Annotated in this window: 12 protein-coding genes; 10 read left to right on the top strand and 2 right to left on the bottom strand. The window is 50.9% G+C overall.

Annotated features, from left to right (window positions below):
• Positions 1-14 precede the first annotated feature (14 nt).
• Positions 15-3,440: a SpaA isopeptide-forming pilin-related protein gene (locus tag MKX63_RS19450; protein ID WP_341019381.1), complete on the top strand. Its 3,426-nt coding sequence runs from the start codon at positions 15-17 to the stop codon at positions 3,438-3,440.
• Between the two features lie 154 nt (positions 3,441-3,594).
• On the opposite strand, the gene MKX63_RS19455 is transcribed toward MKX63_RS19450, so the two are convergent.
• The gene (locus MKX63_RS19455; protein WP_341019382.1) at positions 3,595-4,743 is read right to left on the bottom strand and encodes a response regulator; all 1,149 of its coding nucleotides are present in this window, start codon (positions 4,741-4,743) and stop codon (positions 3,595-3,597) included.
• 212 nt (positions 4,744-4,955) lie between these two features.
• Here MKX63_RS19455 and MKX63_RS19460 point away from each other — a divergent pair, with 212 nt between their 5' ends.
• The 4 genes from MKX63_RS19460 (at position 4,956) to MKX63_RS19475 (ending at position 7,632) form a co-directional block, all read left to right on the top strand.
• Positions 4,956-5,498, top strand: a complete 543-nt coding sequence (locus tag MKX63_RS19460) for an RNA polymerase sigma factor (RefSeq protein ID WP_341019383.1) — start codon at positions 4,956-4,958, stop codon at positions 5,496-5,498.
• On the top strand, positions 5,495-5,953 hold the full coding sequence (locus MKX63_RS19465; RefSeq protein ID WP_341019384.1) for a zf-HC2 domain-containing protein: 459 nt from the start codon (positions 5,495-5,497) through the stop codon (positions 5,951-5,953). The genes MKX63_RS19460 and MKX63_RS19465 overlap by 4 nt, the downstream gene beginning before the upstream one ends.
• A 70-nt stretch (positions 5,954-6,023) precedes the next feature.
• Positions 6,024-6,521, top strand: coding sequence for a hypothetical protein (locus MKX63_RS19470; protein ID WP_341019385.1), 498 nt, complete (start codon positions 6,024-6,026; stop codon positions 6,519-6,521).
• A 19-nt stretch (positions 6,522-6,540) separates the two neighbouring features.
• On the top strand, positions 6,541-7,632 hold the full coding sequence (locus MKX63_RS19475) for a LiaF transmembrane domain-containing protein (protein WP_341019386.1): 1,092 nt from the start codon (positions 6,541-6,543) through the stop codon (positions 7,630-7,632).
• Between the two features lie 118 nt (positions 7,633-7,750).
• Here MKX63_RS19475 and MKX63_RS19480 read toward each other — a convergent pair whose 3' ends face one another.
• Positions 7,751-8,731: an aldo/keto reductase gene (locus MKX63_RS19480; RefSeq protein ID WP_341019387.1), complete on the bottom strand. Its 981-nt coding sequence runs from the start codon at positions 8,729-8,731 to the stop codon at positions 7,751-7,753.
• 228 nt (positions 8,732-8,959) lie between these two features.
• Between MKX63_RS19480 and leuB the strand changes: the two genes are divergently transcribed.
• The 5 genes from leuB to MKX63_RS19505 all read left to right on the top strand — a co-directional run bounded on the left by leuB (position 8,960) and on the right by MKX63_RS19505 (position 14,670).
• Positions 8,960-10,042 carry a 3-isopropylmalate dehydrogenase gene (gene leuB / locus MKX63_RS19485; protein WP_341019388.1) on the top strand — a complete coding sequence of 361 codons (1,083 nt, stop codon included), beginning with the start codon at positions 8,960-8,962 and terminating at the stop codon, positions 10,040-10,042.
• Positions 10,043-10,279: 237 nt separating this feature from the next.
• Positions 10,280-10,819 carry a peroxiredoxin gene (locus MKX63_RS19490; protein ID WP_341019389.1) on the top strand — a complete coding sequence of 180 codons (540 nt, stop codon included), beginning with the start codon at positions 10,280-10,282 and terminating at the stop codon, positions 10,817-10,819.
• 343 nt (positions 10,820-11,162) lie between these two features.
• Positions 11,163-11,570 carry a hypothetical protein gene (locus MKX63_RS19495; protein ID WP_341019390.1) on the top strand — a complete coding sequence of 136 codons (408 nt, stop codon included), beginning with the start codon at positions 11,163-11,165 and terminating at the stop codon, positions 11,568-11,570.
• A gap of 333 nt (positions 11,571-11,903) precedes the next feature.
• The gene (locus MKX63_RS19500) at positions 11,904-13,007 is read left to right on the top strand and encodes an ATP-binding protein (protein ID WP_036727689.1); all 1,104 of its coding nucleotides are present in this window, start codon (positions 11,904-11,906) and stop codon (positions 13,005-13,007) included.
• 130 nt (positions 13,008-13,137) lie between these two features.
• Complete coding sequence (locus MKX63_RS19505) at positions 13,138-14,670, top strand: leucyl aminopeptidase (RefSeq protein ID WP_341019392.1); 1,533 nt, start codon at positions 13,138-13,140, stop codon at positions 14,668-14,670.
• The last annotated feature ends 65 nt before the right edge of the window (positions 14,671-14,735 follow it).

The raw sequence follows: 14,735 nt of genomic DNA on the forward strand, positions 1-14,735 counted from the left end.
TTAACCAGCGCATCGTGGAGAAAAAAGTCGCTGATGTAGACTATTTGAACAAGACGGTAAAATGGACCATCGAGGTAAACAAAGATTCTAAAGTGATGAAGAGTCTGGTATTGAAGGATACTTTTGATAATGGCGGGTTGAAATTAATCGAGCCAATCACAATTACCTCGACACCAGCTATAAACAGCTCAGATTATACGATTACACCTAACGGAACGGATTATGCCCAAGGCGCCGGATTCACCATCACATTCTCGAAGGCTATTGATAAGCCGTTTACGGTGACGTATTCGACCAGTTTTGACTATTACAAATTGCAGAGTGGTGCAACCAGCTTCAAGAACACCGCACAGCTCGATTGGAAGGATGCTAACGACAAGGATCACACCATTAAGGGTGATGCAACCTTTAATCCGCGGGATGAAGTCAAAAACAACGGTAAGAAGACTGGTGTATACGATGTAAATACCAAGCAGCTTACCTGGACAGTTGGGGCTAACTATAATAAACGTGTACTGGCAGCAGGGGCTACGCTAGTAGATACAATTCCTGAAGGCCAGAAAGCAACTAGCGTAACTGCAGTAGTTTACAAGATGAACTATGGAAAAGACGGGGAACATACGAAGGGGGCTGTGATAGACGCTTCCGAATACACGCTTAATGTTACCGACACGAAGCTGACAGTCAAATTCAAAGACCCGGTGGATTATGCATTCTATGTAGTCTTTAGTACAGAATTCATTGGCAGTGATGTAAATAAAGAACAGGTTAAGAATACAGCTACCTTGTACGATAAGGACAACAAGGCTGTATCAGAGCCTCTGGAAGTCACAGTAACCATTCCTAAGGGCGGACAATATGTAGCCAAAGGCTTTACCCAAGATAACAATGATCAGACTCTTCTGAACTGGAAAGTGGTCATCAACGCGAACCAGTCCGTTGTCAAGAACGTAAAACTGGTAGATAAACCTAGCGCAAATCAGGTGCTTTTGCCGGACAGCTTCCATCTCTTTGAGACAACTGTCGATCAGCAGGGGAATGCAGGAAACCAAGGTTATGAATTGAAGAAGGATGTTGATTACACCCTTACCTTCAAAACCGGCACAGACGGTAAAGAAAGCTTCGAGCTTGTCTTCCTGAACACAATCAGCAAACCATATATTCTGACTTATCAGACGGTTGTAACTGAGGCAGGAAATAATGTACAGCTGAAAAATGAAATCTCGTTTAGCGGTGACGGTGTAAGTCAGATTACAAAACCTGTTACTTCTGACAAGAGCATTCAAATTGTAGATACATCCGGTACAGGTAGTGGTGTAAAAGGCTCGCTAATAGTTACCAAAACCAATCAGGCCGGTGATGAAAAACTTAAAGGCGCTGAGTTCGCACTCTCACGGATAATTGGAACTGAACTGAAGGAGACTCAAAAACAGACTTCTGCAGAAGACGGAACCCTGACTTTTACAAATCTTAAGGCTGGTAAATATGTACTGAAAGAAACCAAAGCGCCGGTTGGCTATTCACTGGACAGCTCTGAGATTAAGGTGACGATTAATTCGTCCACGGCGGTGCAGCTAACCGTCAAGAATGATTTCTTCGGTTCACTCAAGCTGACCAAGGTGGATGTGAATGATTCCTCCAAGAAGCTGGAAGGTGCAGTATTCGAATTGTTTAACTCCCAGGGTGCACTGGTAGGAACGAAAACAACCGATGCCAAGGGTGAACTGGAGTTCACCAAGCTTAAGGGCGGGGAGTATACCCTGAAAGAGAAAACAGCCCCTGCCGGTTATGTCCTGGATTCTAAAGTGATTAATGTGACCATTGATCCATCACAAGAGAAAAAAGTTACCGTGACTAACGCACTGATTCCTGCCGAAGTCTTCGGCTCACTGAAGATCACTAAGATTGCGCAGGAGGATGCGAGCAAGAAGCTGAAAGACGCAGAATTCGGATTGTATGATTCCACCAAGAAGCTTGTGACAAGCGGAAAAACAGACGCTGACGGCGTATTGGAGTTCAAATCGCTGAAGCTCGGAACGTATACCCTGAAGGAGCTTACTGCTCCGGTTGGTTATGTGCTGGATGAGACAGAGCATACCGTAACGATTGACTCCGGTGTACAAAAGATATTGGCCCCAATCACGAACAAACAGATTCCAGCCGAAGTCTTTGGTTCACTCAAGCTGACTAAGGTGGCTGAGCAGGATACCAGCAAGAAGCTGGAGGGTGCAGAGTTCGCGCTGTATGATTCCGCTAAGAAATTAGTGGCAAGTGGTAAAACAGACGCTGACGGCGTATTGGAATTCAAATCGCTGAAGCTCGGAACCTACACCCTGAAGGAGCTTACTGCCCCTGCCGGTTATGTTCTGAATGCAACAGAGCAGACTGTAACAATCAATTCCGGCGTACAGAAGGTACTTGCGCCAATTACGAACAAACTGATTCCGGTTGAAATCCTTGGTTCGCTCAAAGTAACGAAGGTTGCTGGTGAGGATACGAACAAGAAGCTTGCAGGAGCAGAGTTCGGACTGTATGATTCCGCCAAAAAATTGGTGGTCAGCGGAAAAACAGATGCAAATGGTGAACTGGTATTCACATCGCTGAAGCTGGGGAATTATATTCTGAAGGAAATTACAGCTCCGGAAGGTTATGTTCTGAGCGTAACAGAGCATCCTGTGACAATTGATTCCGGTGTGCAAAAAGTGCTGTTGCCGATTACTAACCAAAAGGTAACCACACCGCCGGCAGAATCGACACCGACACCAACGCCGGTGACACCAACAGCAACACCGACGCCAGTTACAGAACCAACAGCAACACCAGTGCCAACATCACCGCCGGTGTATTATACACCGACACCTGTACCATCAAGCATTCCTGGAGTTATCGGTACACCAACGCCGACACCATCGGTAGCGCCAGCACCAACGGCAACTCCGGCTGCATCAAGTACGCCAGGAGTAACAGCAACACCACAGGTGACGCCAGCAGTAACACCGGAGCAGCCTGGAACGGTTAGCACTCCAACGCCGCAAGCCACACAGGTGACTACGATTGAGGAAGTGCCTATCGACGGCGAGATTCCGCTGGGAGGTATCCCTAGCATCGGCGAAGAGCCGGCGCATGGTACGGTAACTATTACACCGGATGGCAAATGGACGTATACACCAGATCCAGGCTACACCGGCAAGGATAAATTCACAATTGTCGTTACGGATGAAGACGGCAATGAGGAAGAGATTACAATTGAGGTTGGTGTTGATGAAGTGCCTAAGGGCACGGTTACTGAACCAACTGACAAAGGCAACAACAGCGGACTTCCCGGCAAACTTCCACAGACCGGAGAAGAAAGTCCTCTCCCGCTGTATCTGACTGGCGGCGGATTGATTATTCTGGGATTTGTACTGTCCAGAAGATTCAATGCCCGCAAGAAAATGTAGGAGAGTACAACTGATCAGGCATTAACAGCTAATATGGCAGTATAGACAAAGACACCCGCAGCAGGCTGCGGGTGTCTTTGGTATAACAAATATAAAGTCGCTGAAATAATGCCGTCCCTGAATGGTCAGCATTGCCGTTTCTATTTACGGAGAATCACATACTTCTGAGGTTAAGATGCTTCCATTCCTCATACCAGCGCTTAATACTCGCTGGCGGCTTCACGCCGAGCTCCCGCTTCAGTAATGCCGTCAGAGTATGATATTGCTCCTCTACCGCTGAACGTTCCCCAATGCTGTCGTAGACCTTCATCAGCCCGAGATGCCCCTGTTCAAAATAAGGCTGGAGCTGCACCACTCTCTGGTACACGGTTACCGCTTCCGGTATCCGGCCGCTGCTGACATAGAATTCGGCGATAGTCATTGCGTGATGCAGCCAGATGGTCCGCAGACGCTGCCGTTCTCCTTCAGCCCAGAGGTAATCGTAATCGCTCAGATAGTCGCCCGAATAGAAGTCGAACAACCGCTGATGCTCCTCATAGTTGTCCTTATTGATGGCATCTTGAGTCAGAATACCCTTCTCCCATTCGTAGCTGTCTATCAGCAGGCTTCCGGTCTCCAGGGTGTAGCCTTCCCCCCCGCTGGCATTGCTGATCTGCAGATCAATCTCTGCCTGCTTCAGGCATTGCCGAACCTGATAAATCGTTGTATAAAGATGGGTGGAGGCTTTCTTAAGATTGAAATCGGGCCACAGCAGATCGGTTAAGGTATCTTTGCTTACGAACCGGTTGCGGTTGTGAAATAAATAAGCGAATAATTCCTGTGCCTTGGTGGTGCGCCAGCGGATATTGGGCAGCGGCTGGCCACCCAGTTCGAATCTTAAGGACTGGAAGCTGCGGATCATGACCGTCTGCGCAGGCTTACGCGAATCCTCCTGTGCCTGGCTGACACGCTCCTCCAGCCGCTCAATGGTCTTCAGCAGCCGGCCCCGCTGTACGGGCTTAAGAACATAGTCGAGCGCATATAGCTCGAACGCCTCGATGGCGTAGCTGTTATGGGCAGTCACAAATACGATGCTTGCCTGCGGGCACAGCCTTTGCATGGCCTCCGCAGCCTGGACGCCATTCATCTCAGGCATATCAATGTCGAGGAAAATCACATCAGGGCGTAGCAGCGGAGCTGCATTGACCGCCTCGGAGGGATCCGTATAAGCAGCGATTACATTTATAGTTGTCAGTTCTTCCAGCATCATTTTCAGCTTCATAAGAGCAAGCCGTTCATCATCTACCAGCAAGGCCTGAATCATATCTATCCCACCACTTCATTAAAGAATGTTGTCTTGTCATAGGCTGTTTAAGGATAAATTCGACAACAAAGTGGGTTATCCTCCCTCTATGCTTGCGCTTGTGTCTGATTTTTGAATAGAAATGCTGCTATTCTAAAATAATTTAAAAAACCTGCAGGGGAACCTTAAAGCCAGGCGTCTAACGATATGTAGCTGAAGGAGGGAAGAAAGACTTGGAAGAGACGGAGTGGATCAATGCTGTGCTAAGCGGGGAGCATCAGACCTTCGGGAATCTGGTGACCCGTTATCAAGGCATGGTATATAGTGTATGCATCAAAATTACAGGAGAAGCCGAGTCTGCCAAGGATATGGCTCAGGAAGTCTTCATCAAAGCCTATAAAGCCCTTCCCACCTTCAGAGGACAGTCTTCCTTCTCCACCTGGCTGTACCGGATTGCTTACCGCACCTGTCTGGACTGGAAACGGGCCAATGACCGGGAATGGCGGCACCGGAGTGCAGCAGATTACACAGAGAATGACTGGGTGACTTCACAGACACCTGAACAGGCAGTGCTTCACAAAGAGGCTTCCCGTGAGCTGGGTGAGAACCTGAATAGTCTGGCGGAACCGTACCGGTCGGTTGTGCAGCTGTACTATTTTCAGCGACATTCGTATCAGGAGATAGCTGATCAAAAAGGAATTTCGGTTAAAACGGTTGAATCGCAGCTCTATCGGGCCAGACAGATGATGCGCAAAAGCGGGGAGGAATGGCGATGAATTGTTCAACAGTAAAAGAGTGGATGCCGCATTATATAGATGGACAGTTGTCACCAGAGGCCCAGCAGGCCATCTATCTGCATACCCTGACCTGTCCCGGCTGCGCGGAATGGCTGGAGGAGGCACGCGGGCTTGCGGCGATGTGGAGCGAGATGGAAGCCGGGCTTGATTTTAACGGACAGGAGCCCGTGTTGCCGCATGACTTCCCTGATTTGACCGGGGATGTTATGGCAAGGATCGGCCAGCTGGAGAACGGGCGCAGAGAACGGATAGTGAAATCTACCATGACCAGACGGCGCACGACCCGGGGAACCTCCTGGATGCATTACGGCGTGGCGGTTGGCCTGACGTTTCTCCTGCTGCAGCTAGGCGTATTTGAGAATTTGGCTTATGGCATCACTGAAATCAACGGGCATATGTCCACATCGGTCAGCTCCTGGTTTGGCCCGAGGTAACCATAAATAAATCCATAGCGGCTTCGCCGGTTATCTATTTTATTTCACAAAACTTTTGGGAGGGTAACATATGATTAAGAAAAGACGCTGGCTCACGTTTCTCCTGGCTATGGTTCCGGGACTGGGCCACATGTATCTGGGCTTTAAAAAAATGGGTCTGGAGTATATGATTGGAGCATCGCTCTGTATTATATTCATTCCGTCCATGCCCGCAGTGTTTCCGTTCGCACTTGCTGCGCTCTGGTTCTATCAATTATTTGATGCGCTGCAAAAGGCGGCTTGGATGAAGGTATCGGCTGCCGAGCATGAGCGGATGATGTTCCATCCGGATAGCTTTGGAGCGCCTTGGTCGATGGGCATGTCTGCAGCCCCGATGTACCCGCATGATGATGTAAATCCGGTGTGGGTCGGTATAGGGTGTGTCATCGCGGGCATTCTGCTGCTGCTCATCACTGCATTTCCCGCTCTGTGGGAGATTCTGAACGATATGAACATCGGAGCGATTCTGCTGTCGCTTGCCTTGATCGGGTATGGATTCAGAATGCTGAAGAATAATTCAAAAGTATAGTGAAATGGGGAATTGAAGGATGGGGAGATGGAAAGTCGGCAGCTTCACTGCCGCAATAGGGTGCATAATAGTAGGAGTTATTGTAGTCATGGCTCAGTATGGTGTAATCACGTACGATGTGCTGGGCTATATCTGGCCGGCCCTGCTTATCCTGTTCGGCCTGGAGATGCTGCTTAGGCTCTTCATTAAATCCGATGTCAAAAGCCGGGTAAGCGGCTGGGCCATTCTGCTGATCATTGTGCTTATCGCGGCAAGCGGGGCACAGACGGTGTTGGCCGGAGGATCGCTGAGCAGTATCTTCGGCAATACCAAGCTGGTTCCGGTGAACGGGAAGGTAGAAGTACAGCAGGATATTAAGAACGTGCGGATTAATCTGCCCCAAGGCAAGGTTAAGCTTCAGGGTGTGGACGGGAACACGCTTGCGTATGAAGGTAAGCTGGAGCTGCCGGGCAATACAGACAATGAAGCGGCGAGTGCCCTGGAGCGTAAATGGAAGGTGACGACCGAAGATGATACACTTGTGATGGAGCTGGAGGGGGATTCTGGATGGCTCTCCAATATCCAGATCGGCTTCAACAACAATGCGCCATATCTGAATGTCAGCATTCCGCAGAATCTCGCTGCTCAGGTAGAGACCAGTGACGGTTCTATCGAAGCCGGCGGGCTGGCCGCAGGCATTAATGTGGATACGAGCAACGGAACGATGGATATCCATGATGTCTCCGGCGGTGTGAAGGCTCATAGCAGCAATGGCACATTGACAGTAAAGAATGTACAGGGCGGAGCAGACCTGGTTAGCTCGAACGGTGCGATTACGCTGGGGAATATTGACGGCGCAGTGTCGGCCAGAAGCAGCAACGGCAAGATTACAGTCAATTCGGCAATCACGGGTGCATGGGAGCTGAAATCCAGCAACGGCAAGATTGTCTTGGGTCTTCCGGCGGTAGCGGATGCCAAGATTACGGCAGATACCAGTAACGGATCGCTTAAAGGCAATGTGAACTGGGGCGGCGACGATGAGAATCATGGAACGGCTATGCTTGGCAAAGGCACCCATGAGGTTATTTTGTCTACCAGCAATGGTTCTATAACAGTGGATACGGCACAATAAAAGACATAGAAACATAAAGAGCTGTTCACCGGTACGTTATACTGGTGGACAGCTCTTTATTGTAAGTGAAGATATGACTTCCGGGAGGATTATGCGGGCTGCAGCCGGTTAGTCCGGATTACCATGCATATGCCTTCGGAGCCGCACCGCCGGGTCCGGGGAAAATCTCATCAAGGCGTTTCAGCACAGATTCATCCAAAACGACCTCCAGGCTGCGCAGCGCGCTCTCGAATTGCTCCAGCGTACGCGGTCCGATGATCGGAGCTGTGACGGCAGGGTTCGCCAGCAGCCAGGCCAGAGCGATATTATCCTGCGGCTCGCCCAGCTCCAGGCTTAGCTCAGCAAAGGCCTCTAGCTGCTTCTTGTGCTGCTCTACACGCTCCGCGTTGCCGCCGCTGCGGCTGCCCTCAATCTTCTTCAGCGCATTGCGGCCAAGCAGTCCCCCGTCAAGCGGACTCCACGGAATAATGCCAAGGCCAAGATGCTGTGCGGCAGGCAGAACCTCAAGCTCCGGCAGACGGCAGGTCAGACTGTATTTGTGCTGCTCGGATACCAGTCCAAGGAACCCGCGGGCCTTCGCCTCCTGCTGGGCAACGGCAATATCCCAGCCGGCGAAGTTACTGGAGCCGGTGTAGCCTATCTTGCCTTGGCTGACCGCAAGCTCGAAGGCGCCCCACAGCTCGTCCCAGGACACATTACGGTCGATATGGTGCATCTGGTAGAGTTCGATATGATCGGTCTGCAGACGCTGCAGGGAGCCCTCCAGATGACGGCGGATAATGTAGGCAGAGAGGCCGCCTTCATCATTGGGTCCATCCAGCTTGTCACTCATCGCCCCGTAGACCTTGGTCGCCAGGACAACCTTCTCACGGCGTCCGCCGCCCTGTTTGAACCAGCGGCCGATAATAGTCTCGGTCAGACCCGAGTTCTCACCCCAGCCATACACATTGGCGGTATCAAAAAACTGGACTCCCGCGTCCAGTGCCGCATCCATAATGCGGAAGGCTTCCTTCTCGTCGGTGATGGGACCGAAGTTCATCGTGCCCAGACAGAGGCGGCTTACCTTCATACCAGACTTGCCAAGCTTCGCGTATTGCATCTTAAAGATCACTCCTCTTCCATAGGATTAGAGATCCGATAATTTCACCTGCCCATTAATTGTAATCAATTGGCGGGACAAGGGCAAATTCACGCTCTGCTTCACTTATAGGCTATATCTATGAACGTGATAGAATCTATATCTTTGTCCTTTGTCCTTCGTTATGATACAACAATATACAGAAGAACTATGTCTGCGACCAGCAGGACTACCTAAGGAGTGACAGAAATGAGCGAGGTCAAAAAAATCGCCGTAATTGCCGGGGACGGTATCGGACCTGAAGTTGTGGCGGAAGCGGAAAAGGTATTGAAAAGAACGGAAGAGCTGTTCGGGTATGCATTTGAAACGGAGCACGCCCTGTTCGGAGGAATCGCCATCGATGAACGCGGAACTCCGCTGCCTGAGGATACGCTTGCAATCTGCCGAAGCGCCGATGCTGTATTGCTTGGAGCTGTAGGCGGACCGAAGTGGGATAACAATCCGAAGGAGCTGCGTCCGGAGACCGGACTGCTGGGTATCCGTAAGGCGCTTGGCCTATTCTCGAATCTGCGTCCGGCGGTGGTCTTCGATTGTCTGAAGGATGCTTCGACACTGAAGCCGGAGGTACTTGAAGGAACGGACCTGATGGTCGTACGTGAATTGACAGGCGGGATCTACTTCGGGGACAAGCTGCGCCGCCAGGGCGAGCATGGCGAAGAAGCGGTAGATACTTGTGTCTACAACGTCACTGAGGTGGAGCGGATCGTACGCCAGGCGTTCGAGATTGCCGGGAAGCGCCGGGGCAAGCTGGCGAGTGTCGACAAAGCCAACGTCCTGGAGACCTCCCGTCTGTGGCGTGAAGTGGTGAACAGACTGGCGCCGGAATATCCGCAGGTTGAAGTTGAGCACGTACTGGTGGATAACTGTGCGATGCAGCTGCTGCGCCGTCCTTCGAGCTTCGATGTCATCGTGACCGAGAATATGTTCGGAGATATCCTGAGCGATGAAGCAGCGATGCTGACAGGCTCCATTGGCATGCTGGCCTCCGCTTCACTGGGTGAAGGCAGCTACGGCCTCTATGAGCCGGTTCACGGCTCCGCGCCTGATATTGCCGGACAAGGGCTGGCGAATCCAATCGCTACGATCCTGTCGCTTGCACTGATGTTCCGTATGACCTTCGGCTACGAGAACGCAGCCGCTGCCATTGAAGCCGCAGTTGCGGAGGTACTGGATGCCGGTCACCGGACGAGCGATATCGCAGTTGATAAGAGCAAGGCGATCAGCACCACTGAGATGGGTGACCTGATTGTAGCCGCTATCCGCAAAGCCTAGTTCTACCACATAGATCCCTTTTGACGCAGAACAAAGAAAAACTTCACAAAATGTTGCTTATTTATAATTATTATAAAAAAGTAATCAATGTAATATTGACTTTGATTTTGTACGATGATAACATTTATTCTGTACCCGAAAGAATGTAACCATCCCATAAAATCAAGAAAAGCATATTGCATCCGGCAACGGTCCGGTAGCTGTTTTTCTTACATAATCAAAAGGAGGATTTAAGCAATGGCAGAACGTTTGGTAGGTAAACCCGCTCCTGACTTCTTCATGGAGACAGTAACAGGCGACGGTAAGGATTTCGGTAAGGTAAGCTTGTCCGACTATCGCGGCAAATGGCTTGTATTCTTCTTCTACCCGCTTGATTTCACCTTCGTATGTCCAACTGAAATCACAGCCCTGAGCGATGCTGCTGCTGATTTCGCAGAGCTTGATACAGAAATTCTCGGTGTGAGCGTGGACTCGATCCACAGCCACAAGGCTTGGCTGAACACACCTAAGGATATGAACGGTCTGGGTCCGGTGAACTTCCCGCTGGCCTCTGATATTACGAAGAAGGTTGCCAGTGATTATGGCGTCCTGATTGAAGAAGAAGGCATCGCACTGCGCGGATTGTTCATCATCGATCCTGAAGGTGAACTGAAGTATCAGGTTGTTAACCACAATGACGTGGGACGCAGCGTTGAAGAGACATTGCGTGTACTGCAGGCTCTCCAATCCGGCGGGCTGTGCGCTATGAACTGGAAACCAGGCGACAAGAACCTGTAAGCTTCCGGGCCTCATGAGCCGCGATCTTTGATATACTAAGAGGACCTCCTTGCGGGAAGCATGACTCCCTTCAAGGAGGTTTTTTGCAAAGATAAGAGCAAAGATAAGAGCAAAGATAAGAATGTATATGCTTCGCGCTATAATTTTCCTTATCTTTCTCGCTGAAACGGTACCGTCCTTTAAAAGGACGGCAAAGCCGTTTCCACTTGAGATAAGGACAGACGTTTGAAAATGGGCATAAAGGTTAATATATAGCTTGTAAGGGGAGGAATCTCTCCCGCTGCTTTGTAATATACTAATAGGAATTCAAATCAACGACAACACTCAAGGAGGGTGAACAAAAATGAGCTTTTGCTGTGGAGCGAGTATGGTTGGAACGAAGGGGACCCTAAAGCATTATCGCACGCAAGTCCATAATGTTCCCCTGCTTTTTTGTCCGGTATGCCACCGGGTAGAGGTACATTACAAAGTCGAGAATGAATATGAAATTCTGGCGGAATATGCCCATGGCGACGGCGTCACGGATGTGGATTTCCAGGATTATGTGATGGAGGAAGAGGAAGCGATCTTCGAGAACGTCATCAATATGGAGAGCGAGGACCCGCTCACGATCATACGCAGCCAGATCGATATGTCACTGGACCTGCTGGCGGTTGCCAAACAGATCGGCGACTCCAAATGGGAACGTGAGCTGAAGAAGCGTCTGGCTGTCATGAGCCAGCGGCGTCACCGGCTCCAGCAGAAGGCTTGAACATCTGTCTTGATCCTGCCACCGTCATGTTATAAATTAGTGAGCTCCCGCCCATGGCGGGGGCTCTTTTCAATGTATTTGCAGGAAATAAATCATTCCTCTCACACTTAAATGTGTCTTAAGAATCATTTTAAGAATATTTTTGTCATTCGACAGATTCTCTGATTGCGTTGTCTTCTTCTCTTGGATATGATTGGAATATAGTTGAAACGGTTGGATAATACAATACGATTTTCGAATGTTCTGGCGGCTTCGTCATATACTCAGATACATAGTAATTTGATGTCGCTTAAGCGTCTTCGTCAATTGCAGTAAAAGGGGGAACTTCGTATCGTGATAAGCCAATATCAGGAAAGCTTGCTATTATCGGCAAGAACGTTTCAATCTGGTCCGATGGATACAACATTTGAGGATGTGCTGGAGCACATCGACAGCGGGATTCTGCTTTTTGATGATGAGGGTGTGCTGACTTTCGTCAACAAGCAGATGTATGGCATTCTGGAGCTCAACCGTCACTCTCTTCTGGGCTGCACCTTGCATCATCTGTTATCCCATATTCAGCTTAGCCGCTTCAAGAAGAAGCAGGTTCTGCGGAGTTATCGTGAAATGGTGCTCAAAGGTAAGCCAAGCTATGAATTTGTGGATGAATATGGACGGTACTGGCGCGCAACCCTGTCCAGCGGAGAGGAAATGAAGGGCAGTTACCTGTTCACATTCAAAGAGATCTCTGACTATAAGCTGATTGAACAGACGGCTTACCAGAATGACAGTCTGGCCATGCTGGGCCGGTTATCAGCCTCCATCGCCCACGAGATCCGCAATCCCCTGACGGCTATCCGGGGGTTCATCCAATTGCTTCATCCCCATCTGCATCTGCTCGGCAAAGAAGAATATGCGAAGATTATATTAGCGGAGATTGACCGTGCCAATGACATTATTCATGAATTTCTGACTTCCTCCAAGCCTTCTGTACCGCAGATCAGCATGATTCCTGTCTCTGCCTTGCTGAAGGAAGTGGTCCTGCTGACAGAGAGCGAGGCGCTGATGAAGGGCTGCCAGATCAACTTGCAGGTGCTCCAGGAGGATTTGGTCATCTCAGGGGATATTAAGCAAATGAAGCAGGTTGTGCTGAATATGATCAGAAATGCGATGGAAGCCATCTCGGAGCGGGTGGATGATTCTGTAGGCCGGATTGAGGTAGGCGCCCGTAAAGAAGGAACAGAGGTGCGTATCTTCATCTCTGACAACGGAAAGGGAATGGATATCTGCACGCTTGACAGACTGTTCAATCCGTTCTTCACCACGAAGGAGAATGGGACGGGACTTGGACTTTCCGTCAGTGACCGGATCATCAAGAATCATGGCGGCTGCATCTCGGTCAGCAGCCGGCTGAATGAAGGAACAAGGTTCGTCATTTCGCTTCCGCTTACTCATTAATGCTTATCTTAAGCCCGTTGTTCTCGGTGGAGTGCATACGGGTTATAATCAATATGTAAGGGCTGATTCCTGCAGAGCACGAACAAGTGCGGGAGATCAGCCTTATCTGCGTTTATCGGAGGGATGAGGATTGATTTTTGAATGGAGTAGTGATCCCAGTGCAGCCATGGCGCGGGGAGAGGCTGTATGTCTAATGATCTCAGAGGCACAGGCACAGGGTGAAGGTCTTCCGGCGGACTGGGCCGCACGAGTCCGCCAATTGTCCGCAGCGGGGCTGTTCAGCGGCAAGCAAGGGCAAGTGTATATCCTGCCGGTCATGGAGCAACCCGGGCAGCCTGTGGTCATTCTGGCCGGAAGCGGAAAGGGCCAGACGGGTATGCACGAGCTGCGGCAGCTGATGGCGCAGACCGCCAAGGCGGCTTGCAGGCTGAAGGCCGCTGCGCTCGTTGTGCAGATACCGGCGGCATTAGGCCGGCGGGCTGGGGCGCTTAGGGCGGAGCAGGCCGGCCAGGCCATCGCGGAAGGGCTGGTCCTGGGCTCGTACCGCAGAAGACAATATAAGCTGGAACAGGCAGCTTACGCAGGTATAGATACGGTACTTCTGCGTATGGAAGGCAAGAGCGAAGCAGCAGAAGAGGAAGCCTGGAGACAAGGGATCAAGCGGGGGCAGGCTTTCGGGGAGGCTGTAAGCCTTGCCCGTGATCTGACCAACCGTCCGGGGAATCTGCTGACTCCGTCGGATCTTGCGGTGGCCGCTATTGAAATCGCTGAACGGCACGGGCTTCCGGCTGAAGTGCTGGATGAACGGGAGCTTGCGCTTAAGGGAATGGGCGGATTGCTTGCGGTCGGCGGCGGCAGTGTAAATGCTCCCCGCATGATTGTTATCCGCTATCAGGGAACGAATCAATGGGAGAACGTAACCGGTATAGTCGGCAAAGGGATTACCTTCGATACTGGAGGCATCTCTCTGAAGCGGGCACCGGGCATGGAGAGCATGCACAGCGATATGGCCGGGGCCGCAGCCGTACTGGCGGTCATGGATGCGCTGGGGCATTTGCGCCCTAAGGTCAATGTGGTCATGCTGATTCCGGCGGCAGAGAATATGCCGGCAGCGAATGCTTTTAAACCGGGCGATATCATTACTACCCTTAGTGGAAGAACCATTGAAATTATCAATACCGATGCGGAAGGGCGGATCATCCTGGGAGATGCGCTTACCTATGCACGGGAGTGGGGGGTACAGCGGATCATTGACGTAGCCACGCTGACAGGGGCTGTCGTGTCCATTCTGGGGGATGTGGCAACAGGAGCTGTAGCGAACGATCAAGCATTCCTGGAAGAGCTACTGTCAGCCTCAAGGCTGTCGGGGGAGCCGATCTGGCCGTTGCCTGTCTATCCTGAATTCCGGGAGATGCTGGCAAGCGAGGTTGCGGATCTACGTAATGCTGCCGGGCGGTATGGAGCTGCCAGCACGGCGGGACTGTTCGTTGGAGAATTCGCGGAAGGACTGCCGTGGGTGCATCTCGATATTGCAGGGACTGCCTTTCTGTCTGCGGAACGGGGAATGAATCCTAAGGGCGCCACGGGCGTAATGGTCCGCACCTTGCTGGAATATCTGCTGAGCGCTGCCGCTGAACCGGACCGCCGCTCCCCTGAAGCCTGAGCTTGAATCACCCCTGACAGACAAAGAGCCGCAGATTCTCAGTTTCCTGAGACCTGCGGCTCTTT

The organism is Paenibacillus sp. FSL R7-0179, from assembly GCF_038002265.1.
Taxonomy (GTDB): domain Bacteria; phylum Bacillota; class Bacilli; order Paenibacillales; family Paenibacillaceae; genus Paenibacillus_AQ.